Here is a 23,857-nt window from a genome sequence, read left to right on the forward strand (position 1 = left end):
CTTTTAGAGTTCATGCACAGTTCCAGGTACTCTTGGGAAGGGTTGGCATTCAGCTATGTGTTTGACACCAGAGATCCAGCCGACCAAGCGTTCCACTCCGATGCCTCCGCCCGCTGTCGGTTTTAATCTGCCTTCCTTTGCCATCTTTAGGACCAAGGTGTAGTTTTCTTTTTTAACTTGGTCGCGCTCGATTTTTGCTGATATTTTTTTGTATTCGTACTCGCGTTTGGCTCCTGAGAGAATTTCGCCAAATTGAGGCATGAACAGGTCGTAGTTGTCCCATTTGCCAGTCTTGAAATCCTCATAATCGTAGAATTCACGGGGGATGTTGGTAACCCAGACTGGTTCTGTTATATCTTTAGAGATGCCTTCTTCCCAGCTGTCTTTACCGTATTTGGCTTCTAACTCTATTCGGTCATACACTTTGAAGGGAACCCTTGGGACTTTCAGTACATCACAGCGGCAAAGGGTTGTTAATTCGCTTTTCATGTCCTTCTTTAAGTCTTTAATGAGGGTGCAAATGGCATCTTCGATTAACGCAAAAACATCTTTCGAACTTGCGTTGCGTATTTCGAAGTCAAGTTGGGTAAATTCATAAATGTGTTTGCCTGTTTTGGCGCGTTCAGCCTTTTCAATGCGTATGTTAGGTGAAAGTACAAACAGCTTGGGGTACGCTGTTGAGGCGGCGACAAGTTTATGAATAATCATGCTGGCTGTGGTGCGGACTGGTTTGCCGTAGATGTCTACTTCGATGCGTTTTTCGATGGATGCGCCTGGGTCTGGCCAGAGTGGGTCAGTGCTTTGGCTTAGCGCTACAGGCAGTAACCATTGGAACCCTTTGCTTACGAACGTTTTTGTTAAACTTGTTAATGTGTAAGTCATTATTTTGCCTATGCAGGCTTTTCGCTCTATTTCACTTTCCGTTAGCTGGTCTAACGGTTTGGGAATTTCTATTGCTGGTATTGTTTGTTGGATGGTCATTTTGAACACTTCTAAACTTTCGAGTAAAGTGTACATAGGAGCTAATAAATTTTTTACTATAAACCATAAATAAATTACAATTCCTACACGCTTTTATACTACTTATTTGTAATATTTACATATGAGCGCAAAATTAGATGAAAAAGACTTAGCCATACTCACCCTGATTCAGGAAAACAGTAAACAAACAGCCAACCAGATTGCTAAAAAAATCAACGCGCCGATAACCACCGTTTTTGCAAAAATCAAACGGATGGAAGAAATGGGCATAATAACGCAGTACAGAGCCATCCTGTCAGCTGAAAAACTCGACTTGGGCACTGCCGCCTTCATTTTAGCTTCCGTCTCGTACAGTGCAAAGTATAAGGATGAAACCCCTGTCTCCCAAAGGTCAGTTGCAGAAGAGATTGCCCGTTTCCCCGAGGTGCAAGAAGTGCACATAATAACTGGTGACTGGGATTTGCTTGTGAAACTCCGCGCTGAGAATGTAGATGCAGTGGGCAAGTTTGTGGTTGATAAGTTACGTTTGATTAAGGGCTTAGAGAAGACGCTAACGTGCATGGTGTTTGAAACGGTGAAAGAAACCACAAGCCTTCCCCAGATGATACGGCGAAGTCATCCCAAACCGTAGCGCTTAAGCTGAACTGGAATAGTAGAGCAGTGGCAAGGCAAGAAGCACAGTGTTCTTTCCCTTAGAGGTCAGAGCGTACTCCACTCGTAGCGGGGGTCCAGCGTTAACATTTCGTGTTATGTAACCGTGTTTCTGCAGCATTTTGAGCTTATCAGAGAGCGTTCGCGAGTTAACGGTTAAGATTTTCTTTATGCCGCCAAAACCGATGGCGTCTTTAAGCATCAGCGTGTAGAGGATTTCTAGACTCCATTTCTGGAAAAGCAGGTTGAAGGTTTCTTGTAGGCTTTCAACTTCATCTTTTAGTTCGTTTGGTGTGATTTTTTGTTTCTCTATTATTTCATCAAACACTTCTTCTATGCCTTTTAGGACCTGTTCCATGCGGGCTTCGACAATTCTGCGGAACTCTGCGCTTAACGTTAAGGGGGCACTCATGTACTCTACACTCGGTTGTGTTTAGCTCACTTCATAATTTATTAAGCTTTACATATACAACAAGGTATACAAAGTAAAGCAAACTAACTGGAGGAACAAATCTCTTGGAAAAATATGACGCCATAGTCGTTGGCGCAGGAACAGCAGGCTGTCTTGCAGCGAAAACCATGGCTGAAAAAGGCCTAAACGTATGCTTGGTTGAAAAAAAGACACGAGAAGAAATCGGCGAAAAAATCTGTGGCGACGCCCTCGGTGAGCATCACTTAACATTTTTAGGCTTAGAAAAACCCACAGGCGGAGAGTTAGAAGCCAAGATTGATGGAATAAAAATCTTCTCGCCTGACGAAAACACCATCTTCACAATTGCCGACAAAGACTTCATCGGCTACATATTAAACAGGCGCTTATTCGGTCAATGGCTACTCAAAAAAGCCACTGACAATGGTGCAGTCCTCCAAGACAAAATGAATTTCCGCTCGCCCATAATCGAGAAAGGCGCAGTTGTAGGCATTACTGCAAAGAACATGAAGACAGGCAAAGTCGCAGAGATGCGAAGCAAAGTTGTGGTGGACGCCACGGGCTATTTTGGCATGGTTCGCAAGCAACTGCCCGCTGAAATGGGCATAGACCGTGACATAGCAAACGAAGATGTTGAAGCATGCTACCGCGAAATCCGTCAGCTCAAACAAGAAACCAAAGACACACGCTTCTGCGAAATCTACCTAAACCAAAAAGCTTCACCAGGCGGCTACATATGGATTTTTCCCAAAGGTGGCGCGCGGGTAAACGTCGGCATCGGCACCTGCATGCGCAAAACTGGCTACCCTAACCCCAAAGAGCAACTCTACAAAACCGCTTTTAACAAGCCGATGTTTGATGGCTCGGTGGTTTTAACGGGGGGCGCATGGTTTGACCCTGTCCGCAGACCCTTAGACAACATGGTTGGCAATGGCATCGTACTGGTCGGCGACGCGGCATCCTTGGTTAACCCGATTCACGGCGGCGGCATCGGACCTAGCATGCTTAGCGGTTACTTTGCAGGACAACAAATCGTTCAAGCGCTCGAAAAAGGTGAACCCACACGCGAGGCGCTTTGGGGCTACAACAAACGCTACATCGACACCTACGGCAAAAAACAAGGCGCCCTAGACATTTTCAAGATGTTCCTTCTCAGTTGCAGCGACGAGGACCTAAACTATGGCATGAACGAGAAACTCATGACTGAAGACGACGTGCTCAAAGCAGGCATGGGCGATGACTTCCACCTAAACATCACTGAGACAGCCAAACGAGTCTTCCGCGGCATCAGACGAGTCGGATTCCTAAACAAACTCCGCCTAACCGTAGTAATGATGAGGCAACTCCGCGCACACTACAACGCCTACCCAACCACACCAGACGGCTTCGATGTTTGGCGTGCAGAAACGGTACGGTTGATTGAGGAAGGCAGACAAAAACTCCTCTAAAAAATCAAACTCTTTTCATTTTTGCGTAATTTCTTAAAAAATTTCAATAGATGATGTGCCTAGAGCCCCACCAAATCGCAGAATCACCATAAGTAATTTATTTCTCCAGAACCATTAATCTTCTGGTGACCGATTATGGAAGTGGAAGTTAAAGTGGTTGATGAGCAGGGTCGAATCATTCTGCCTAAAACTTGGCGAGAAAAATACCTCAAAAACAAAAAAGCAATCATCTCAGCCAAAGGCGACACCATCGAGATTAAACCATTCACTGCAGTCGATCTAACTAAATACTTTGACAAAATTGAGGTAGACGTAAAAGCGGACCTCTCTGACTGGCATAAAGTCCGCAAAGAACTAAGAGGCAAATAAATGCAACCCGTATTTGTGGACGCTAACGTTTTCATCTACGCATTCTTGAAAACCAAGAGGCAACTGCAAACCAACGAGTTGAAAATGAAGGAAGCAGCCAAAAAAATCGTCGCCCGAATCAGCGCAGGAGAAAAAGTGGCGACTTCCGTTGTTCATTTTAGTGAAGTCTGCAACATTTTAGAAGATTATCTGCCGTTTGAGGAAGCGGTTGTTTTGGAGAGGGGACTGCTGTTTCGAGAAAACCTCTTAATCTGTGAAGTTACACAGGAAGATTACCTCAAAGCCATATCCATAGTAGAAGATTATCATGTGGGCATCAATGATGCCTTAGCGTACATACTGATGAAAAAAGAAGACATATCGGCAATCTACTCTTTTGACAGGGACTTTGACATTTTCACTGGCATTCGACGCATTATCGAATAAAAGCTGTGCTTGCGAAACAACCAAGTAAATACTCAGCGACTTTTTTCGCACGGGTTAAAGACGACACAACTTGAAAAAGCTAAAAAAGCCTAGAAAAGACCTAAATCCCACTTCCAATACACACAGGCTAACTTGTAAAGTTTAAATTCTGATTGCCCCATGCATAACTTGGTGAAAAACAATGGTTTATTGCAGTAACTGTGGCGCCAAAATTGATGACGAAGCTTTCTTTTGCTCTAAATGCGGCACAAAAACCCCAAAAGGCAAAGAAGCAAACGTGCCTTATCCTTCCGACGAGATAAGGGATGCGTTTTACAGGGTCGGAATCGAGCTTGAGAAAGCATTCACAATTGCAGCAAGAGAAACTCGTGCGGCAATTAAAAGAGCCAAAGAAAACATGCAGCAGAAACCTGAATCTGCCACAACCGCTCAGGAAGACACTGTTGCTTGCCCCAAATGTGGAACTAAGAATTTGTCCGATTCGATTTTCTGCAATAACTGCGGAACCAGAATAGCACCGATGGAATAATCAGTTACTAACAACATTTGAAAAGCTGCTTTTCTCTTCGTAAAAACACCTTTCTCTGCTTAAAATAGGGAGAGAGGGGCACCTTGCAAGAGCAAAAATTCTATTTCTTCTTTATTTTAGTCCTTCGCGTCGGCTTAGTTTCTGTGGTTTCATCCCAGTATCGGTCAAAATCTTGCGGCGACATCATATTCAAACTCGCAAGTTGCTGACTAAACGCATCCAACGCGCACGGATTATTCATGTGGGCATGGTAAACTTCCATAAGCAAATCCACAGCCATCGACATTGAAACAGGCTTCTTAGCCATCAACGTCAACTCTCCAGACACCGCAACTAAATCATTGTAAACGCGCAAAGGCAATAAAACAGACTTAACCATACACACACCTTATCCTTATCATCTAAGTCAAGCAGAAAATAAAAGCCTATTGTCATTCAACCCGCAACTTTAAGATATAAATAACCTGCAAGCACTAGATACTGCAAGCAGGGCGAAGCTTTCTTGAGAATCGGCTTTTTCGTCTGGGAATACCCGCCGAAACTAGTCGGCGGATTAGGAACTTATGCAGAAAACATAACGCACCAGTTTGTAGACATCGGACACGACGTCTCAGTCTTTACATTAAACAACAACGGGCTAAAAACGCGAGAAATCATCAAGGGCGTCGAGGTGCACAGACCACAAATCGCAGACGCCAGCAACATATGGCCCTTCTTCGTTGTGGACGACCTCAAAAAATGGGGCACCAACATAAAACTCTTCAACGACATCTTCATCTACAACATCTTAAGCGCCACGAAATTCATCAATGGCTTAATAAAAAAAGAAAAATACACTTTCGACGTCGTCTGCGTGCACGACTGGCTAAGCAGCATAGCGGGGCTTGTTATAAAAAACGAAACCAAAATCCCAGTTGTATTCCACGTCCACAGCACTGAATGGGGAAGAAGCGGAGGACAGGGCTCAGAAGTTGTTTCCTATCTTGAACGTGCCATGGCACAAAACTCAAACAAGATAATAACCGTCAGTTACGCTATGCAGGAAGACCTCATAAAGCACGGGTGGCAGGCCTCAAAAATCAGCGTAGTCTGGAACGGCGTAGACCCAGAACGATATGACCCTGCAAGCGTTCAAAAACAAGACATCCAGCAAATTCGACAGAAATACGGCATTCCAGCCGACTGGAATATGATACTCTTCGTAGGCAGGTTAACATGGGTCAAAGGCGTCCGCAACCTGTTACAAGCAATGCCGCTTATTCTACAAGAGTACCCAAATACTAAACTGGTTATTTTAGGTAAAGGTGAGGAGCAAGTCGACATAGTGGAAACAGCAGAAAGACTAAACATACAAGCCAATGTTGTCTACCGCTTCGACTTTGTTTCAGAAAAAGAACGCATCTTACATTACGCCGCCGCAGACCTCTGCGTCTTCCCTTCAACATACGAGCCATTCGGAATCGTAAGTTTAGAAGCTATGGCAATGGAAAAGCCCATAGTCGTTGGCGCACGCGGAGTTGTAGGCTTTAAAGAACAAATCATAAACAGCGGTCCAGACCAAAACGGCGTCCACATAAACGGAGAAGACCCTGCGGACATAGCGTGGGGCATAAAAGAAACCTTGAAAAATCCTGAAAAAGCCAAGAACTGGGGCGAAAACGGCAGAAAAAGAGTGCTGGAATACTTTACTTGGCGCAAAGTCGCTGAAGAGACCAGCAAAATTTACGAATCGCTAACATAAGAAAGGCGGTAAACTGGCGGTTTAAGTTGCCAGCATGTCGGCGACATGAAGCAATCGTAAATTAATCGGTTTATACCCCTTAGCAGCTTTCTTCAAATCAACGCTTCCGATTTCGCCATTCTGCAGTCCCACAGCACGATTGCCTTCGCCGCTCACAATTAATTCCACTGCTTTTTCAGCAAATAAACTTGCCAAAAACCTGCTTCGTGCAGTAGGGCTTCCGCCTCGCTGTGCATAACCCAAAATAGATAACCTGACCTCTGATTCAGTCTGCATCTGAATCTCCTTTGCCAACTTGCTTGTGTCACCCACGCCTTCTGCCACAACAATAACTCCTGCTCGTTTGCCTTTCTTAGAATTTGCCTCCATTACCTTCATCAAACTATCAAGGGTAATCGGCTTTTCAGGAATCGAAATTACTTCGGCACCCGCGCAAATCCCGACCTCAAGCGCCAAAAACCCGCGCTTTCGACCCATAACCTCCACGATAAAAATGCGTTCATGCGAAATCGCGGTATCACGAATTTTGTCAATGGCTCCCACAGCCGTGTTAACAGCAGTATCAAACCCAATCGTCTCATCCGTACCAAAAACATCATTATCAATGGTCGCAGGAACCCCAATCATCAAAGCCTCGCTTACACGACTTAAATCTAAAGCGCCTCGAAAAGAGCCATCCCCGCCAATGACAACCAAACCATCCACATCATGCAAACTCAATGTTTCCGCAGCCCGCTCAACGCCACCTGGTTCCTCAAAAGCAGGACATCGCAAAGTGTGAAGTATGGTGCCGCCAAGTTGAATTATGCCGCCGACACTGCGAGGCGTTAACTTTCTATACGTATTGTTTAATAATCCATCCCAGCCCCTTTCAAAACCAACCACACTAAAGCCTTTCGAGCAGGCAACCCGTGTAACCGCACGAATCGCCGCGTTCATTCCAGGCGCATCGCCGCCAGAAGTCACAATACCAATCACTTTCGCCAATTAACACACCTTAACACTATTTCACACTTAACTGAGGATTAAAATGTTTACTATGACGCATCAGCGTCAAAATTGCCAAAAAGCATAAATTCATTCATCTAATCCTTATGATTTCCAGTGTTGTCCCGGGAGGTAGCTCAGCCTGGCAGAGCTCTCGAGCCCGTTGGCATCGTCAGCGGACGGAGAAGCTGTAGAGGTCTACCCATGGTGGGCTTCATTCTAGCCTGCACAGGCCACAGATACCGAGCTGTCGCAGGTTCAAATCCTGCTCTCCCGACCAAACTTTTCCCGACAAAGTATCAATTAAACAAAACTAAAAGATTAAAAAATAAAAAGTATGGGTACAGCTTAGTGTTTGCATCAGCACTCTGTGCGGCTTGCTGTTTGCCCGAGTTTTCTACTTAAGCAGACCCTGACTCAGTAAATGACGCTTGCACTAGAGTTTCTGTGAAGTACACGTTCTGGGTTGTGGAGACTACTATGGTGATTGGTCGACCTACGTCATTTTGGGTAATCAAGTTTTCAACTAATTCCACGGTCAACGTTGTGGAATTTCCTCTTGCCAGACCAGTTCCAATTTCAGGTGAACTTGTATAGTTACTGAACTTTTCACCTTTGATGGTTATTTGGCTGACTCTGATTGACGTGGGGCCTGTATTCACAACGTTGATTTCAGCTTTTTCTGTCGTCAAAGTTGCTCCTGCGATGTAGAGGCTTTCTTTTTGAACTTGGTTGGCGGTGACGTTGACAGCGTATAACACGACGGTGGTCGAAAGAGCAACTGCAGCAATGATGATGATTAGGTTGCCGACTGGTGCTCCTAAAGCACGTTTATTATTGAGGATTCTTCTTAGGTCAAATTTTGTCATGCCGTTTCCGCCTCTTGCATTTCCAGCTCAATCGAAGGCATATCTCTGACCGTTTTGCGTTTAGAACCGCTGTCTCGGGTGACTCTAAGATATGTCAAGGACTTGCATTGATAGATGACTTGGGCACCGTTGCGACCGTTAACATACTTCAACAGGTTAAGGTACTGCTTTTCTGACCCTTTGAGCACTAATGCGATGTAAAAATATGGCTCAGCAGAGCCTGATTTGGTTCCACTTCTCTTCATTCTATCTATCCCTCATTCGATTCTTCGCTTAGGCGAAGCGTATTATAGTATGTATTAAGTCTTAATAAACATTTCCAATCTATATTTAAAATCAGCAAAAAACATCATAAAAAAGGCTTTTTAACAAACAAAAATCCCCTTTTTTCCATAAATTAGCAGGCTGAACTTACATAGATAAGCGGCGCGCGCCAATTATCTTACGATTTCGTATTTAAGGTGTTTCTGGCGATTTTTTGCCTGAAAAGATAAGACTTGTTGATTTTACAATTTGTGGCACTCCAACTAGGTCTTGAATGATTAATAATCCACGCGATAGCAGTGCAAATGCTGTGGCTGGAGCCACGGGTATGCCTATTAGAATGGTGAAGATGCCGATGATGCCGAATTCTTGTATGCCTGTTCCTGCTGGTGTAATCGGCACGAAGCCTAATGCGGTTACTAAGGGGTGAATGAGGAAGTAGCCTAAGAACGGGATTTGTGTGATTCCTAAGGCTAAACCTAAAAAGTACCATTCAAACCCTTTCAGAATCCAGCAAGCCATGGTTAACGCGATTATTTCGGGGATTGCACTACGTGTTTTGTTCGCGCTGTCCTTGTATTCCTCGAGTTTTCCCATCAATCCCCCTGTGAATCTTTTTAGGAAGCGGGATTTGGCTATGCGGTCAAAAATTGAGATTGCACGGTGAGACCATGTGAAAGCAGCTAGCAAGATTGCTCCTGTGAGCATTAATGCAATACCTAAGCCTGCGATGAACAGGCCGACGTTTATTCCTGCGAAAGTTCCGAAGCGTTCCCAATTTAGTGGCGGCACAAAATTCACGAGGAAAAGCACGGCTCCTATTCCGCCTATGACTTTAATCAAGAACTCGATTGTTTGGATTCCTAAGATGCTTGAGAGGCTTTTTGATGAGGGCACGTTTTGGTCTCGAAGGTAAACTGGTGTGAGGATGTAGCCTGAGCGTCCTGGTGTCACATCGCTTGTGAGCATTCCTGCGTATTGGGCGAGGAGTGTTTTGCCAAAGGAGGTTTTCACGCCGTCTTTGGCTAGAACTCTTTTAAGTCTTATCGTGAAGAGCAGGTTAATTCCAAAGTACATTGTAAACGCGAGGGCAAGGTATTCTATCTTTATGTTTAGTAATGCTTCGTAGAGTGAGCCGAGCCCGACGTACCATAATAGCGCGCCGAAAATTGCAATCATAAGGACTATTTGCAGAAAGATTTTTAGGAATTTTCTAGAAGGTTTTTGTTCTTTCGGGTTGGACTTGTATGGTGATTCAGGTAACGCCATGACGTTACAAGTCTGCTTTGCAGGTTAAATGGATTACGGAAAGTCACTGCAAAGACTAAAAGACTACTTTGCAGATATTTTGCTTTCACTGTTATGGTCGTACGCATTCTGCTTTTGGCCTGTATGGGCGTTTGGTTGTTCTTTTGCGGTGATGGTATTCGAATTCGGTGACTCGTGTGAGCATCCATCCTTTGTCTTGGTAGATGCAGCCGCATGGCAACCTTACTTCTTTTGATGTGTTGTTTTCGATGTTCTTTTTGGTCTCTGCCATGGCAATCAAATTGTTGTTATTGTAGATTACCGTATTTAAGTTAACCATTGTGGATTAATAAAAAGAAAAAGTTGGGGACTTTAGATTTTTGCTGCTACTGTTGAAATGTCTGCGATGTCTATTCGATAGTTGTTGTTGAAGTCCATTCTTGTGTCGTAGCTGCCCCAGCCTGGCATTGCGCCGTAGCATTTGCCTACTTCACCTATATCTGACTTCGTGATTATGCTGCTTGTGGAATCATCTGTTATTTTGAATGGGTTAAACCATGACCTCATCATTGAGCGGAACACTGAACCTGTCAAGGGGTCTATACCGTCTATGGCGAGGGTAAATTTGCTCCAGTTATCTGTAACTGTCAATTCCCCATAAGCCTTGGATGGTAAGACTTCTTGGTTTCTTAGAACTTTAGTTATTTCTCCCTCAGCGTTTGTGATGACGGTTGTGGTAGACGTTACAGTCGCGAGGTTCCATGTGCCACTGATGACGTAGTCGGTGTCTGGAGAACTTGCGCTCAATGTCGTCACTGAGCCATTTAGTAATCTTGCAGTATAGAAAACGTAAGTGAAGTTCTCTTTTGCTCTGATCGCTTGAATTGCTCGGGTAATATTGGTTGTCCATATAGCAGTGGCGCCAGCTGACTTTCGTGTATCCTCAGATTGAAGCAAGGATGTTCTAGTTTGTGTTTGAAGAGTTCCTCTTACTTCCGTTGTCCCCCATTCTTCTATGATGCCGTTGATTCTTATCCAGCTTTTTTGAAGTGGCCTATTTACAACGCCAGAGGCTTTAGTTTGTGAGGCAGCGGCGAGATCAAGTGCCAATCCTAAAGTGCTTAATAGAATGATAGCAACTATTGCAAAGGTAAGTGTTTTTTTATTTTTCATTTGTTATCACTTCTTTAGTTATCGTTGCTTTGTTTAAAAATAAAAGCGTTTCTAAGCCTATTTTAACTGAATAAGCGTTTTAATAGTTCATTTTTGTTTATAATCGTTCATTTAAGACTAATTCAATTCAGTAACGGCAAATAGCGTTAATAACATTAAAACGTTGGTTCTGATTGACAGTTTAGGTTTCGGCAAAACTCTGCCCCGTTATTCTGTATGTTTGTTCTGCGGGGGAACACTGAGAGTTCGATTATTATAGTTTTAAATATTGTTCAAGCATTCTTTTAGATGAGACCTTGCATGAGAGAGCATCACAAAATAGTCTGCCTTGTCATCGGTATGTTGCTTTTGTTATTTTTGTTCCCTAAAGCAGGTGCTCAGAATTACTTTGAATACCATATACAAGTGAACAATGATGGCTCTGCTGTTTGGACGATAACTCAGTTTTCTAATGTTGACTCGCCTGTGGATACGTGGCAGGGTTTTCAAGAGAAAATTTTCACTCTTGTTGATGCAGCGTCAAATTTGACTGAGAGGGGAATGGAGATTAGTGAGGAGTCGTTGCAAATTAACACTACAATCTCTTCGGCGTCAAAGATAACTGAGTACTCTTTTATTTGGCAAAACTTCAGCATAGTGAATGATAGTGAATTGAGGTTTGGGGATGTTTTTCAAGTGGAGAATTTCTTTGGTCAACTTTATGGTGATGCGGCACTAGAGTTAAGCTACCCTTCAGACTTCAGGGTTAAGTCGGTTTCTCCACCACCTAACGAACGACAAGACTCCACACAAACGTTAAGGTGGGCAAGAACTCATGATTTAGCCAGTGGTGTTAGTGTAATTTTAACCCGTGCTCCCTCAAATGGCTTTAGCGATAATATTTCGCAGTATGGACTTATAGTGGTGGCTTTGGCTGTTGGAGTAACTGTTTCGTTGTTGGGTTTCTTTGCTGTTAAAAGGCGCAGAAATAAGGGTGAAAACGCCTCGACCACTGTTATGGACGCATCGCCTATTGAGAGCGAAGAAGACAAAATCCTAAAAGTTCTAAAATCGTCAGGTGGTAGTATGCGTCAATCAGAAATTACGGAGCGGTGCAGGTTTTCTAAGGCTAAAACAAGCCAACTTTTGTCTGCCCTAGAAAATAGCGGTGTTATAACAAGGTATAAGAAGGGTAGAGATAAAATAGTCACTCTGAAAGAGCGGGTGAAAGGTGAATCATCATGAAAAGCCCCGTTAACTTGAGAAGCAAACAAATTGTAGCAATTTTAGTATGTGTTTTACTTTCGTTTGGTCTCTTCTGTACGGTTTTGGCGCAGGACACCACCGTGAAGGCGGAGGCTTCCTCAAGCCAGCCCCGTTTGGGAGAAACATTAACGGTCAACATAAAAATTGTCAATGTGGAGAACCTGTTCGGTGTGGACGTTACGCTTAGCTGGAACACATTCGTGCTCAAAGTTATCAGCGCAGAAGCATATTTGGGGGTAGAATCGTATCCAGAAGGAGTGCTCCATGAAGTAGCAGGTTACCCCATAGAAGTTTTAGATAACAACGCTTCACAATCGTTAGGTCAGTATCACCTGATGGCTACATCAACTGGCTCAGCACCCGCCTTCAGTGGAAGCGGAACCATCGCAACAGTAACATTCAACGTTACCGACATTGGAGATAGCGGCTTATCCTTGGAAACAGAGCTCTCAGACAAACCAGCCTCAGATGGACACTCAAACCTAATTAATCACACTGCCACTGTGGACTCAGTAACGGCGGTGGTTCCCGAATTTTCAACAATCGCGGTCTTGGCGTTAATGGCTCTCGCAACCGTTGCAATCATTGTTTCCACAAAAAAGCTAAAAACCAGACAATCCTGCAATGAAACGATTCAGCTTGTAAAACAGTGAAAATCTGTATAGGGTATCCAAGTGAAAGAGGTAACGGTTCTTCTCTCTTATGCAGACCCATTGACTCGCATTGTTCCGGTGGAGCAGATTGTTGAAAGTTTTGAGGTTAAAACTCAAGTGTTCGAACATCTCAAGGATCAGCATCACCGCTCTAATGGAAAGGTAAAGTTGAATGTTAAGGAGCTTTTGGGGCCGTTGCAGTGTGTTTTTGTGGTGGTCAGGGAGTTTTTGATAAGCGTTTGCACATCTTGCGGTGATAGGGCGGATGCTGTTGTGAATGCTCGTGCTCTTGAGCAGTTGGAAGCTCAGATGCATGGAGAGTACATTTTAGGGTTTTTTCAGGATTCGAGCTTGTTTTTTGCGGAGCGTTTTAGGGTTGTTTGGCTAGATCAGGCGAATGGTGTTTTAGCGGTGATGGCTAAGACCCGCGCTGAACCTTCTTTGGAGCGTTGCCAATCGATTCTTTTCCTTAGGGAGAAGTGGCAACCCAATACGGTTGCTGATTGGCTTAGAATCCACCCAAACTGGTTTCGGCTGGAGATAGTTTGGTTTTTCAGGGTAATGGAAGTGAGAGATTGGAAGAGATGGATTTAAATAAAATAGCTTACAAAATCGCCGCTAAACTTGTCACAGCAAGTTCTCAAGAAATTGAGCGGAAAATAGTAATTGATGTTGAAACCGAAGAAGGGCGTAGGAGCATCTATGCTGTAGTCTCCGATTTTATCAGCCGCTTTAATTCTTGCCCTAATTCGTAAATTTTATAAGGATACACAATCAACCTATTGTTGTGAGCTATAACCTTAGCTCTATAAAAATTGGAGATGAATTTATTGCACAAGCGACTTATAACAAGTCTGCTAATGCTTTCGCTTTTTCTCACATTGCTTTCCATCACCATCTTACCTGCTAAGGCTTCGCCCACGACTCTGTATGATGTCGGTGCAATCAAAGAATACAAACAATGGAGTGCCTATAACCCAGCATACACTGCCAGTAAATCCTCTAGCTCGTAGTCAGACTAATGTCAAACGATAATGGTAATGGAAATGCGTACATAATGATACCCTTTGAAAGAGACTACCTAAATGGCAAAAAACTCCAAAAGTGTCCTGGCGTTGGTACCTCGACTGGAGCAATAATTATTACACTCTCGCGGAGTTATACGTTGTTGATCACGAGCACAACAGGCGTTTAGAGAATTCTGGTGAATTTAGAACGCAAAGTGACGCTCAACATCCAGTTACCGACTATAATTACATTCCCGCTTGTAGCTACGGCGCTATATGTAACGGTAGTTGGATAGATTGGAGAACGGACACTTCATCAACCTTAAGCCTGTCAAGTTTTTCCAGCAACGTTGTCACCGTAATGATCAGAGCGGTTGACTATTGGATTGCAGATACAACTGGCCTAGAGGTCGACTATATCAAAGTGTTAGACTCAAACAATAACGTGCTACATACTTACGATTTTACATATTATGAGAATGTTTTCATGGAAAAGACAAGCGGCTACTATGACTACGGTTTACTTAGAAAACCATCCTTTGTACACTGGGGCACCCAAGACTACCTAGACGATTCTGGCGGTTATGACGAATGGTGGGCATCAGGTGCTATCTCTGACTACATTTGCGACCTATTCTCTGCCACAAACAAATATCCTTATCTAGAGAACTATTGGGATAGTACACAACCCAACGATGTTTATAGCAGCGCTCAATATAGTGAGACCTACTATGATTACTCGATAATTTTCTACAAAGGACATTTTTGGCTAACTGGTCAACAGGGAATCTGCGGCAACCCCACTTGTACTTTCTATCATAGAGGTGTTGTCGACAATGAAGGATACAGTGTTCAACCAGTTGGAGTCATAATGGATTATTGGCTACATTATTATGTCAATGAAGGAAAAGATGATGGCAATAAATGGCGAGGAACACATGATTTCGTCTTTCTTTGGGCATGCATGCATGGTGACTCTTCTTGGCTCGGCGATATTGAAGACCACAGTTGGGGTTTGGCTAGCTCTTGGATGGACATTGAAGATGCTAGTAGTAATTTAGGATTAGAAGGCAGTGCAGGGGCAGACCATGTTTTCATTGGATTTGACTACGTTTCTCCATGGTACACTCAAGATGCAGAACAGTCACCATTTAATTATGGCCATTTCATATATTGGTTCTGGGATTATGCACTAACACCAGGATACACAATCGAAGAAGCTCTCAATGATGCATCGTGGGATGCTAATGGCTGTAGCTATTTATCTTCTGAATTAAGAAACAATGTACTCGTTTGGAATCCACAGATTGGCGATTATTCTAATTCAAGAATGCGTGTATACGGCGACTGGAGCTATCAAATACCAAGGTGAAAGGATGATGACAAAAAACATAAAAAACAAGTATACCCTTGCTTTGCTTACTACTTCGATATTCCTAATATCGTTAATTGCACAAGTATCGGCATCCACGTCAAATTCCACCGCAACCAGCAACCCAACACCTCCCGCAAATACTTTTACCGATAACAGGGCTATGATCTTTCTACAAGATGTCGTCGGACTTGACGTAGACAAGTATGATGTGACATTAATCTCTTCTAAAGTTCGCGACTACACAACTGACAATAATCCAATCGGAAACCTAGGTTACATCCAGACAAACGAAGTATACGAATTAGTCAACTGGGACATGAAAACAGAGATGTACAGCGATCTAAGAGTTTCCTTCAGTTACATTAACTCAACGCTCAGATCCTGTAGCTTAAAGGTCGAATCAGGCTTAGCTTACAGCAGTAAACCGCTGTCATCTGATTTATCTGAAGCAGCAGGCAACTTCCTTGAAAGGTATAACTCTTTTTCAGCAGACACAGAATTGAACAACATGATAAGCATGTTGACAGCTGTTGATTTGAATACTAACCAAAGCAAGACAAGCAGCAATTTAAAACTTGAAGTCAAAGTTGATTCCGATCTAACTTCTATTCGATGGGTGAGGACCCAAAACGGCGTAGATTACAGCCAGTTAGTCTTGAATTTTAAAAACGGAACCTTCCTTGATTTCTTCGACAGCAGAAGCTATATCACAATTGGCGACTCAGAAGTGAACATTTCAAAAGAACAAGCAATAAACTTAGCGTTAAAGCAAGCTGACGGTTTTTCCTACTCTTACAATGGCGTAATAGTTGAAAACTTAACGATCGTAGAAGACAAGATAAAAGCCGAACTGAAGGCTAATGTCAGGTACAATCCATCTGAATATTACCCATGTTGGACTATCGATTTACCATTAAACACTGTTTATCCTGGTTCAATCTACTACATTCAAGTAAAGATATGGGCTGATGACGGACAAGTATTATACTGCAAGGCAATGGGTTATGGCGGTCCAGACCCCGGCAACTCGACTATCGATATAGGGCAATCTGAAACATTGCCACTTGATAATACAAATGGAAACCAAGCGAAAACCAACTCCCTTACAACTTCAACAGTCGTTGTGACTACTATTGTCTTAGCAATTTTGCTCTCAGTCTTCACTATTGCTATAGTCATTAAAAAGCGCAAAAGCAAATAACAACCCCCTTCTCTTTTTAAGAAACCAGGAGTCATAACCAAAGTACAGGTTGTGGAGATTTGTTTAATTTTCTATGCTCAGCTATAATTTAACGCTATGTTGAGCAACAGCGAAGACAGCGAAAGAGCAGGACAAAACAGCTAACTTACCCAGCTGTCAAGTCTTCGTAAAAATCTATGTGAAAATCTTAACATTGCTCAAACAAAGAAGGGAATGGGTAACAAAATGGCTATTAACATTGATTATCTTATATGGAGTTTTGGGTGTTGCGGGTTTAGCCTTGTTCTTAGCTTTCTCATCCCAACTGGGAAATGATGAATGGACCTCGAATTTAACGATGTTTTCATTGGGAATAGTTGTTTTATTTCTTTTGTTTGGGCGATTGAAGGGTAAAAAATCTGGCGATTAAACAAGCCCCCTATCCCTGCTAAAATCAACGTTTTTTCCAAGCCCTGAATTTTTTCAAGGCTCAAGTTCTTAATTCATTTTCAGCCCAGCCCACTTTGATAGCGGAGCGAAAAAAAGCATTAGTTAGGGGTTAAAAGGTATTCTTCATTTATTCCGCTGAACGATTTTCATTCATCCCAAAAAGTAATTGCTCCAAACAAAAACTTTTATTTCATTACGTAATAACTTGGAAAAAAGCGCCTTATGTAGCTTTTATGCGTTTAAAATGGGCTGGAATGGCGAAAAAGCGCTTGAAAAGCATGTTGACTTTTTACTGCGACCATTACTAAGCTATTGCCAATATTGTTTTTTTCTTTTCTCCTAAAAAAAATAATCATCCAGAAGCCTCAGTAAACCTTCTCTTGGAAACTCAGACTTGAAATATATGTAAATATAAAAATAGTTTTAAGGAAGAAGAAAGCTGAAAGCTTAAATAATGTTTTGTATAAAATGTATTACACGTATAGATGGGTGTTCCAATGCAGCAAGTGGTAGATAAAGAAACAATTGTTCCTGTACGCTTTCATAAGCAGGAACTTAAAAAAATAGATGAAGCAGTAAACCGTGCAGGGGCAAAATCTAGGAGCGCTTTCATAAGAGAAGCAACCGAAAGATACATCCAAGAAGTTGGCGCCCTAAAAGTCATCGAAATAAGAGAAAACGTCACCGCAGAGCAAGCCAAAGCCGATATCTTAGCTTATCTGCAAGAGCATAAAGAAGCCGAAACCTTCGACATCGCCAACGACCTAAGACTTGACTTAGAACTAACTGTTAAAGTTCTAAAACAGCTATGGGAAGAGGGAAAAGTTAGTTGATAGGAAAAGAAGTCGGAGACCAACTCAAAGCTGAACAAATCATCTGCGAATGTCGCAGAGCAAGAGGTCCTGTTTTAATCCATAAAGGCTCACGGCATAGAGCCCAAAGATACGTCTTAGAGGGATTACCTGCAATTGCGATAGTCTCAAAAAAGTGGCGACTGAATGAGTAGTGTCCCTCAAGCGACCTTTAGAGCTGTTATTTTAAGAATTTGCTTTTTCTCCTTAAAGATTCTGTCCAGAGCCTAAGCAAACCCTCTCATTTTAGCCACTCTAATATGCTCTATTCTGAACTGCTTTTTGAGTGGCAAAATTGCTTATTAGGCGACGGCTGGCTGTTGTTTTGCTTGGAAGTGAGAGATGGCTTTTGCTTGCCAAAATGGGCTATGCTAGTGCCCGACTGCATTGTGCTAATCACTGCTTCTCAGTGCTGAAAACGCAATCGCTGTCACGGAAAACCTCTCTTGTGGTGCGCTTTCCACCAACATATTAGGATACTAATATCAGAGGTATATTGAAACCTATAGTGGGTAGGTCACTGCACGGCAAAACAGTGCGTTAAACGCAACAACGACACGCGCAAAAAATCCCTAAGAGGGGTCTATCCTATTGGCGCAAAAACGCTCCAAACATATGTTGAAAAGCCCTGAAAATCCCCGCTTTTATATAGGGGGATAGGGTAGGTGGAGAGCAACAAACCTTCGCAACTCAAACGCCTATATAATAGGGGGTATAGAAAAAATCCAGCTATCCCCAATCACCGCGCTGCCAGAACGTTGCACCGCTTGTAAACCCTCTACAACCAAAAAGCAACCCAAACCACAAACAGAAACACAAAAGCAACATTTCAGCGCAATCCACCACTTGATGATGTACTAAGCAAACACTCTCTTCATCTAACTAGTAAAAAATAAACCACCACAAACAACAACCAAACTCACAGTCTTTATACTTTATATACTCTTTTAACATACTTTTGCGGTACGGGATACAACGTGACAGCCCAAAACCAAGCCCAAACAGAAACAAACCAAAGCCTACCAACAAACTACACACCACTTGAGCTAGAAAAAGAAATCAGAGAATTCTGGACAAAAAACCAAATCCGCCAAAAACTAGAAACCAAAAAAAACCCAAAAGGCAACTTGGGCTACGTGGAAGGACCACCAACCCTAAACGGCATCCCACACATCGGACACGCACGCGGACGCATAATGAAAGACATCCGCTACCGATACAAAACAATGCAAGGCTACTACATGCCGTTTTGGGCAGGATGGGACTGCCAAGGCTTACCCGTAGAACTAGAAGTCGAAAAAATCCTCGGAGTCCGCAACAAACGCGAATCCATAGAAAAATTCGGCATGGAACGCTTCATCGAGGAATGCAAAAAAGCCATCATGCGCTACCACCAAATGTGGCTACAAGCCGACAACAAACTCGCCATAGCCATAAACCAAGAAAAAGCCTACTGGACATACAAAGACCCATACATCGAACGCGAATGGCACATCCTAAAACGCGCATGGGAACAAAACCTGCTTGAGGAAGGTCATTATGTTGTTGCTTACTGTCCAGGATGCCAAACCAGCCTCAGCAGCGCCGAAGTCGGCTACGAAGGCAGCTACAAAGAGGTTGAGGATCCATCACTTTATTTCAAGTTCAAGGTTGCAGGCACAAAAAACGAATATTTCCTAGTCTGGACAACAATGCCCTTCACCATCATCACCGACACCATGCTCGCAGTTCAGCCAAACGCTGAATACGTAAAAGTCCAAGTCGGCGACGAAATCTGGATAATGGTCAAACAACGCGTAGAACCAGTTATGGCTGAGTTAGAAATCACCAAATACCAAACCAAAGAAACCATGCCAGGCACCAGCCTAGAAGGCACAGCATACGATTACCCACTCAAAGACATAATCCCAAAACAGGCAGAAAACGAAACCAAACACCCCTTAGTCCACAAAGTCATAGGCGAAGACTTCGTCGACGTCAACACAGCCACAGGCGTAGTACATCTTTCGCCTGGCAACGGCGAAGACGATTTCTGGGCTGCGCAACGCAGAGGAGTCCCAATCTACGCACCGTTCGATGATGAAGTCAAATTTACCAAAGACGCAGGAGCCTTCGCAGGAGTGTTTGCCCGCGACGCAGACATGCTCGTGGTTGAAGAGCTGCGCAACCGTAACGCCTTTGTTAAAGTCAAAAAACTAAAACATGAATATCCAACCTGCTGGCGTTCACACCACAAACTGGTTTGGCTAGCACGCAAAGAATACTTTTTACGCACCGACAAAATAAACAGCAAGGTGCTTGAGGCAGCAAACAAAGTTGAATACTACTTTGATGAACCAAAAAACCGCTTCTTAGCATTCTTAAAAGAGGGCAAACCATGGTGCATCAGCCGCGAACGCATCTGGGGCACACCCTTGCCAATGTGGACATGCGAAAAATGCGGCAACCAGCGCCTTGTGGGAAGCAAAAAAGAACTAATCGAAAGCGCACAAGAGCCAATTCCAAACGACTTTGAGCTACATAAACCATGGGTTGACCGAGTTACGCTAAAATGCGAGAAGTGCGGCGGAATTATGCGCCGAGAAGACTTCGTGCTTGACACATGGCACAATAGTGGCGCTTCACCGTACGCACGATTCAGCGACAATGAGTATGAGAAGTTTATCCCAGCAGATTTCTTAACAGAAGGCATCGACCAAACTCGCGGTTGGGCAAACTCGCTGCTTCTCGAGAATGTTATCTTGACTGGAAAAGCTCAAGCGCCATACAAGGCGTTTCTGTTTCAAGGGTTAACGCAGGATGCAAAAGGCAGAAAGATGAGCAAAAGCTTGGGCAACGTGGTGGAAACCAACAAGCTGCTTGAGAAAAACAGCGCAGACCTGTGCCGCTTCTACATGATACGCAAGTGTTCACCGATTGATTTCATGAACTTTGACATGCAAGAACTCAACCGCAGATCATACCAAGTGCTCTCAACACTTTACCACTTAAGCAGGTTCTTTATGCAGAACGCAACCTTTGACGAATTCAATCCCAAAAAGTTCAATTTAGATTGGGCGCTAGAGACAAAGAAGCTTCAGACAGCTGACTGTTGGCTTCTGTCCAAGTTGCAGGACAAAATTGAAGATTACACAAACAAGCTTGAACGATGCGAATTTAATGCCGCTGTGGCTGTTTTGGATGATTTCGTTATTGAAACGTTAAGCAGACTTTACGTACCCATGATTCGCAAAGAACTCTGGACCGATGAACCCGAAACTTACGAGCGCCGACAAACCATCTACGCATTGCTACATCACACCCTAAAGACAGTAACGTTGCTGTTTAACCCTGTTACGCCGTATCTTAGTGAAGCCTTATTCCAGAAGGTTTACAGGCAACTTGAGCCAGAGTTGCCTGAATCAGTGAATTTTGCTGTTTGGCCAACTGCAGATGAAAGGTTCCGCAATAAAGCCTTAGAGGAACAATTTGATATTCTGTTAAAAGTAGTTTCGATAGCGTATGCTGCTAGGCAACAGGGCAAACTCAAGCGCAGATGGCCTCTTGCTAAGGCAATTGTGGTTGCCCCAAAAATCGTTCTGGATGCGCTAAAGAGTCTTGAGAGTTTGTTCTTAGAACAGATCAATGTTAAATCTGCTGATTACATGACACAGACTCCCGAGTACGTTGAAAGCGAGAATTGGGTAAGTGCTCAAGAAGACGACATAAACGTGTTTGTTAGCGCACAGCGGGATGAAACATTGTTGGGTGAGGGCATAATGCGTGACTTGGCGCGTCGTGTGCAAGCTTTACGCAAGGAGATGGGCTTTGTGCCAACAGACGTTTTAGAATCGGTGCACATTGCTGAATTGGATGCTGAGAGCATAGAGCTCTTGGAGCCCTATTTGGATGAGATGGCAGGGTTAGTGCGCGCTCGAAAAGTGTATTTACATGTTAGCCAAAGTGAAGTTGAAGCTGACTGGCAGCAGTCAGAGCTTGATGGCAAAAAAATCTTCATAAACATCCACTGAGGCACCAATTTGGAACAAGAAAAAAACAACAACCACTACCACAAGTGTCCTCACTGTACCTGCATTTTTTTCACCCAAGCTGACCTGCAAAAGCATCTTGCACGTTTTGGCAGCAATCACGAACAGCATGAGTATTCTTACAAGAAAACGCACGGCAGACTAGAACACGGTTATGGCGAAGAGTAGCTCTCTTTTTCTTTAGCCCCCCCTTATTTATACTCTAAATGGCCGCGTTTGTTGCTTTTCCAGCTACCCTATCCCCCTATAAAAAGGCGTTTTAGCGTAATGTTAAGCTCTTGTGACCCGCTTAGCAAGGGAAATCAATATCTATCCGATGAAAGTCAAGAGAAAAATCCTTCTAGGGTTTGTTCCAAACGTGGCTTCATCGGAAATTTTGGAAAAGTTACCAGAGGCGTATAGTTGCATGTAGATTTGTTGGAGGTTGAGTGTTGTGTTGTAGTATGGTACTGTGCCTCCAAACTCGTATGTAAATAAGTACTTTACATTTGCACGCTTGCATATGGCAATTAACTCGGTAATGTTGAAGTTTGGCGTATAAGAATCAACGGGTAAGCGTGGATACTGAAAAACGCGAATCTCGTTATCTCCATCAGCCCAAAGATAAAACCGCACCATATCTCTGCTAAAAAAATTAAACGGACACAAAACCATTATCGATTCGTTACTGTTCATGCGAGCGATAGCGTATTTTGTTGCTCCTTCAATGTCAATGTTAATTTGGTATGCTGTGAGATTGGAATAGGCGTCGTTTATGCTGTAAGCAACTGCGCCTGCCACGCAAACTATCAGCAAGACCGCTGCAAACTTTGTTTGATGTTTTCTTTTTACGTTACTTGTTGACTTCCAAGAATTTTGCAATCTACTCAGCGCGTACAGAATTAGCACTGAAGCGGATATTGCTAATGTTGGAAACAGTGGAAGCACGTAACGCCAATGTTTATTCACGATAAGAGTGAAAAAAACGAAGACAACGGCAAACCATATTAGGACATATTTATCCTCGGGTCTTCTGCGCCATGCGAGAAAAACCAGACCTAAAAGCCCTGCAACATAGAGGAAAATGGAGATAGGGTGAATTTCATTATAAGACCACACCATCTCTATAAAATAAAATATTGGCGCCGGGTAGCGTCCACTGTAAATTGATCTTTCAGGGTTGCCTACTTGCACAGCGTATATCCATTCGCCAAAGATTTTAGTTGCGTAAATTTGGTAAGCAATTACCAACCAAGGCAAAACAACCAAGAACGCTGAAACAACCAGTATTGAAAATTTTTTTAGAGATTGCTTTAACTGATTTCGAGCCAAAAACAGGATGCTCACAACAAATATAGCGAAAGCAACAAGAATTTGGTATTTTGCTAGAAAGCCAAGTCCAATTGCTATACCTGATAAAACAAGATTCTTATCTTGGCGATTTTTAAGCCAGCGAAAGAAGAAAAAAAGAGCCAAAGTTAAGAAAAATACAAGCATAGTTTCTAAAAGAGCTAGCCGCGAGAGCCAAAAGTAACCCGGCATAACACCTAAAAGGACAGCGGACAGTAAAGCAACTTTTCCGCCATAAAAACCATATGCTAATTCGAAGACCGCCCATAATGCGAGAAGAGAGAACATTAAAGAAACCAATCTCGCGGCAACCAATGTTACTCCAAGCAACTTGAAAAAGAGGAAAGTAATTATGTCAAAGAGCGGCGGATAAAACGCGTTAGCGGTGAACCTGTCGTATTCTCCCCATAATAGGAATGAACCGCCGTTTAGGTGGGCTACTTCATCCCATTCCATAGGTGTGGTTCTTAAAGCAAAAAAAGTGATAACTCCGTAGGATAAAGCAAAAATTAGAAAGGCTATCCGCCAATTGTTTAATCCTGTCTTTAGCGTGTTGAAACGCAGTTTTGAACTTGATTGACTAATCATGTTCTCAACGCTTTAAAGCCAGTCACTAATCAATT

Annotated in this window: 27 protein-coding genes and 1 tRNA gene; 18 read left to right on the plus strand and 10 right to left on the minus strand. The window is 43.2% G+C overall.

Going from position 1 to position 23,857, the window contains the following annotated elements; genetic code table 11:
- Positions 1-3 precede the first annotated feature (3 nt).
- A complete protein-coding gene (locus NWE95_06110) occupies positions 4-981 on the minus strand; it encodes an asparagine synthetase A (protein MCW4003468.1) in 978 nt (325 codons plus the stop codon).
- A 121-nt stretch (positions 982-1,102) separates the two neighbouring features.
- Between NWE95_06110 and NWE95_06115 the strand changes: the two genes are divergently transcribed.
- Positions 1,103-1,612 (plus strand): Lrp/AsnC family transcriptional regulator, encoded by a 510-nt coding sequence (locus tag NWE95_06115; GenBank protein MCW4003469.1) that lies wholly within the window; start codon positions 1,103-1,105, stop codon positions 1,610-1,612.
- Between the two features lie 3 nt (positions 1,613-1,615).
- Here NWE95_06115 and NWE95_06120 read toward each other — a convergent pair whose 3' ends face one another.
- Complete coding sequence (locus NWE95_06120; GenBank protein MCW4003470.1) at positions 1,616-2,044, minus strand: helix-turn-helix transcriptional regulator; 429 nt, start codon at positions 2,042-2,044, stop codon at positions 1,616-1,618.
- Between the two features lie 104 nt (positions 2,045-2,148).
- Here NWE95_06120 and NWE95_06125 point away from each other — a divergent pair, with 104 nt between their 5' ends.
- The 4 genes from NWE95_06125 to NWE95_06140 all read left to right on the plus strand — a co-directional run bounded on the left by NWE95_06125 (position 2,149) and on the right by NWE95_06140 (position 4,834).
- On the plus strand, positions 2,149-3,510 hold the full coding sequence (locus NWE95_06125) for an NAD(P)/FAD-dependent oxidoreductase (protein MCW4003471.1): 1,362 nt from the start codon (positions 2,149-2,151) through the stop codon (positions 3,508-3,510).
- Between the two features lie 135 nt (positions 3,511-3,645).
- A complete protein-coding gene (locus NWE95_06130; protein ID MCW4003472.1) occupies positions 3,646-3,879 on the plus strand; it encodes an AbrB/MazE/SpoVT family DNA-binding domain-containing protein in 234 nt (77 codons plus the stop codon).
- The gene (locus tag NWE95_06135; protein MCW4003473.1) at positions 3,880-4,305 is read left to right on the plus strand and encodes a type II toxin-antitoxin system VapC family toxin; all 426 of its coding nucleotides are present in this window, start codon (positions 3,880-3,882) and stop codon (positions 4,303-4,305) included.
- A gap of 181 nt (positions 4,306-4,486) precedes the next feature.
- Positions 4,487-4,834: a zinc-ribbon domain-containing protein gene (locus NWE95_06140; protein ID MCW4003474.1), complete on the plus strand. Its 348-nt coding sequence runs from the start codon at positions 4,487-4,489 to the stop codon at positions 4,832-4,834.
- Between the two features lie 100 nt (positions 4,835-4,934).
- Here the strand turns inward: NWE95_06140 and NWE95_06145 are convergent, their stop codons facing one another.
- Positions 4,935-5,213 (minus strand): hypothetical protein, encoded by a 279-nt coding sequence (locus NWE95_06145; protein ID MCW4003475.1) that lies wholly within the window; start codon positions 5,211-5,213, stop codon positions 4,935-4,937.
- A 123-nt stretch (positions 5,214-5,336) separates the two neighbouring features.
- On the opposite strand from NWE95_06145, the gene NWE95_06150 reads away from it, so the two are divergent.
- On the plus strand, positions 5,337-6,575 hold the full coding sequence (locus NWE95_06150) for a glycosyltransferase family 4 protein (GenBank protein ID MCW4003476.1): 1,239 nt from the start codon (positions 5,337-5,339) through the stop codon (positions 6,573-6,575).
- A gap of 21 nt (positions 6,576-6,596) precedes the next feature.
- Here NWE95_06150 and NWE95_06155 read toward each other — a convergent pair whose 3' ends face one another.
- Positions 6,597-7,553, minus strand: a complete 957-nt coding sequence (locus NWE95_06155; protein ID MCW4003477.1) for a 6-phosphofructokinase — start codon at positions 7,551-7,553, stop codon at positions 6,597-6,599.
- 135 nt (positions 7,554-7,688) lie between these two features.
- Between NWE95_06155 and NWE95_06160 the strand changes: the two genes are divergently transcribed.
- Positions 7,689-7,842: transfer RNA gene (locus tag NWE95_06160), tRNA-Tyr, on the plus strand.
- 121 nt (positions 7,843-7,963) lie between these two features.
- Here the strand turns inward: NWE95_06160 and NWE95_06165 are convergent.
- The 5 genes from NWE95_06165 to NWE95_06185 all read right to left on the minus strand — a co-directional run bounded on the left by NWE95_06165 (position 7,964) and on the right by NWE95_06185 (position 11,116).
- On the minus strand, positions 7,964-8,431 hold the full coding sequence (locus NWE95_06165; protein ID MCW4003478.1) for a hypothetical protein: 468 nt from the start codon (positions 8,429-8,431) through the stop codon (positions 7,964-7,966).
- Positions 8,428-8,676, minus strand: coding sequence for a hypothetical protein (locus NWE95_06170; protein ID MCW4003479.1), 249 nt, complete (start codon positions 8,674-8,676; stop codon positions 8,428-8,430). The genes NWE95_06165 and NWE95_06170 overlap by 4 nt, the downstream gene beginning before the upstream one ends.
- A gap of 211 nt (positions 8,677-8,887) precedes the next feature.
- Positions 8,888-9,964 carry a flippase-like domain-containing protein gene (locus tag NWE95_06175; protein ID MCW4003480.1) on the minus strand — a complete coding sequence of 359 codons (1,077 nt, stop codon included), beginning with the start codon at positions 9,962-9,964 and terminating at the stop codon, positions 8,888-8,890.
- A 91-nt stretch (positions 9,965-10,055) separates the two neighbouring features.
- Positions 10,056-10,283, minus strand: coding sequence for a hypothetical protein (locus tag NWE95_06180; protein MCW4003481.1), 228 nt, complete (start codon positions 10,281-10,283; stop codon positions 10,056-10,058).
- A gap of 32 nt (positions 10,284-10,315) precedes the next feature.
- A complete protein-coding gene (locus NWE95_06185; protein ID MCW4003482.1) occupies positions 10,316-11,116 on the minus strand; it encodes a hypothetical protein in 801 nt (266 codons plus the stop codon).
- A gap of 300 nt (positions 11,117-11,416) precedes the next feature.
- On the opposite strand from NWE95_06185, the gene NWE95_06190 reads away from it, so the two are divergent.
- The 11 genes from NWE95_06190 to NWE95_06240 all read left to right on the plus strand — a co-directional run bounded on the left by NWE95_06190 (position 11,417) and on the right by NWE95_06240 (position 22,073).
- Positions 11,417-12,340, plus strand: a complete 924-nt coding sequence (locus NWE95_06190; protein MCW4003483.1) for a hypothetical protein — start codon at positions 11,417-11,419, stop codon at positions 12,338-12,340.
- Entirely contained in the window at positions 12,337-13,014 is a 678-nt protein-coding gene (locus tag NWE95_06195) for a cohesin domain-containing protein (GenBank protein ID MCW4003484.1), read from the plus strand. The genes NWE95_06190 and NWE95_06195 overlap by 4 nt, the downstream gene beginning before the upstream one ends.
- 21 nt (positions 13,015-13,035) lie before the next feature.
- A complete protein-coding gene (locus NWE95_06200) occupies positions 13,036-13,608 on the plus strand; it encodes a hypothetical protein (protein ID MCW4003485.1) in 573 nt (190 codons plus the stop codon).
- Positions 13,599-13,769: a hypothetical protein gene (locus tag NWE95_06205; protein ID MCW4003486.1), complete on the plus strand. Its 171-nt coding sequence runs from the start codon at positions 13,599-13,601 to the stop codon at positions 13,767-13,769. Before NWE95_06200 ends, NWE95_06205 begins: the two co-directional genes overlap by 10 nt.
- A gap of 75 nt (positions 13,770-13,844) precedes the next feature.
- On the plus strand, positions 13,845-14,027 hold the full coding sequence (locus NWE95_06210; GenBank protein ID MCW4003487.1) for a hypothetical protein: 183 nt from the start codon (positions 13,845-13,847) through the stop codon (positions 14,025-14,027).
- Positions 14,028-14,118: 91 nt separating this feature from the next.
- Positions 14,119-15,393 carry a hypothetical protein gene (locus NWE95_06215; GenBank protein MCW4003488.1) on the plus strand — a complete coding sequence of 425 codons (1,275 nt, stop codon included), beginning with the start codon at positions 14,119-14,121 and terminating at the stop codon, positions 15,391-15,393.
- A gap of 4 nt (positions 15,394-15,397) precedes the next feature.
- Positions 15,398-16,597, plus strand: coding sequence for a hypothetical protein (locus tag NWE95_06220; GenBank protein ID MCW4003489.1), 1,200 nt, complete (start codon positions 15,398-15,400; stop codon positions 16,595-16,597).
- 926 nt (positions 16,598-17,523) lie between these two features.
- A complete protein-coding gene (locus tag NWE95_06225) occupies positions 17,524-17,859 on the plus strand; it encodes a ribbon-helix-helix domain-containing protein (GenBank protein MCW4003490.1) in 336 nt (111 codons plus the stop codon).
- Complete coding sequence (locus tag NWE95_06230) at positions 17,856-18,032, plus strand: hypothetical protein (protein ID MCW4003491.1); 177 nt, start codon at positions 17,856-17,858, stop codon at positions 18,030-18,032. Before NWE95_06225 ends, NWE95_06230 begins: the two co-directional genes overlap by 4 nt.
- An 822-nt stretch (positions 18,033-18,854) precedes the next feature.
- Positions 18,855-21,887, plus strand: coding sequence for an isoleucine--tRNA ligase (gene ileS / locus NWE95_06235; GenBank protein ID MCW4003492.1), 3,033 nt, complete (start codon positions 18,855-18,857; stop codon positions 21,885-21,887).
- Positions 21,888-21,896: 9 nt separating this feature from the next.
- Positions 21,897-22,073, plus strand: a complete 177-nt coding sequence (locus tag NWE95_06240) for a hypothetical protein (GenBank protein MCW4003493.1) — start codon at positions 21,897-21,899, stop codon at positions 22,071-22,073.
- Between the two features lie 141 nt (positions 22,074-22,214).
- Here the strand turns inward: NWE95_06240 and NWE95_06245 are convergent, their stop codons facing one another.
- Positions 22,215-23,822 carry a glycosyltransferase family 39 protein gene (locus NWE95_06245; GenBank protein MCW4003494.1) on the minus strand — a complete coding sequence of 536 codons (1,608 nt, stop codon included), beginning with the start codon at positions 23,820-23,822 and terminating at the stop codon, positions 22,215-22,217.
- Between the last annotated feature and the right edge of the window lie 35 nt (positions 23,823-23,857).

The sequence above is a fragment of the Candidatus Bathyarchaeota archaeon genome (assembly GCA_026014725.1).
Lineage (GTDB): Archaea > Thermoproteota > Bathyarchaeia > Bathyarchaeales > Bathycorpusculaceae > Bathycorpusculum.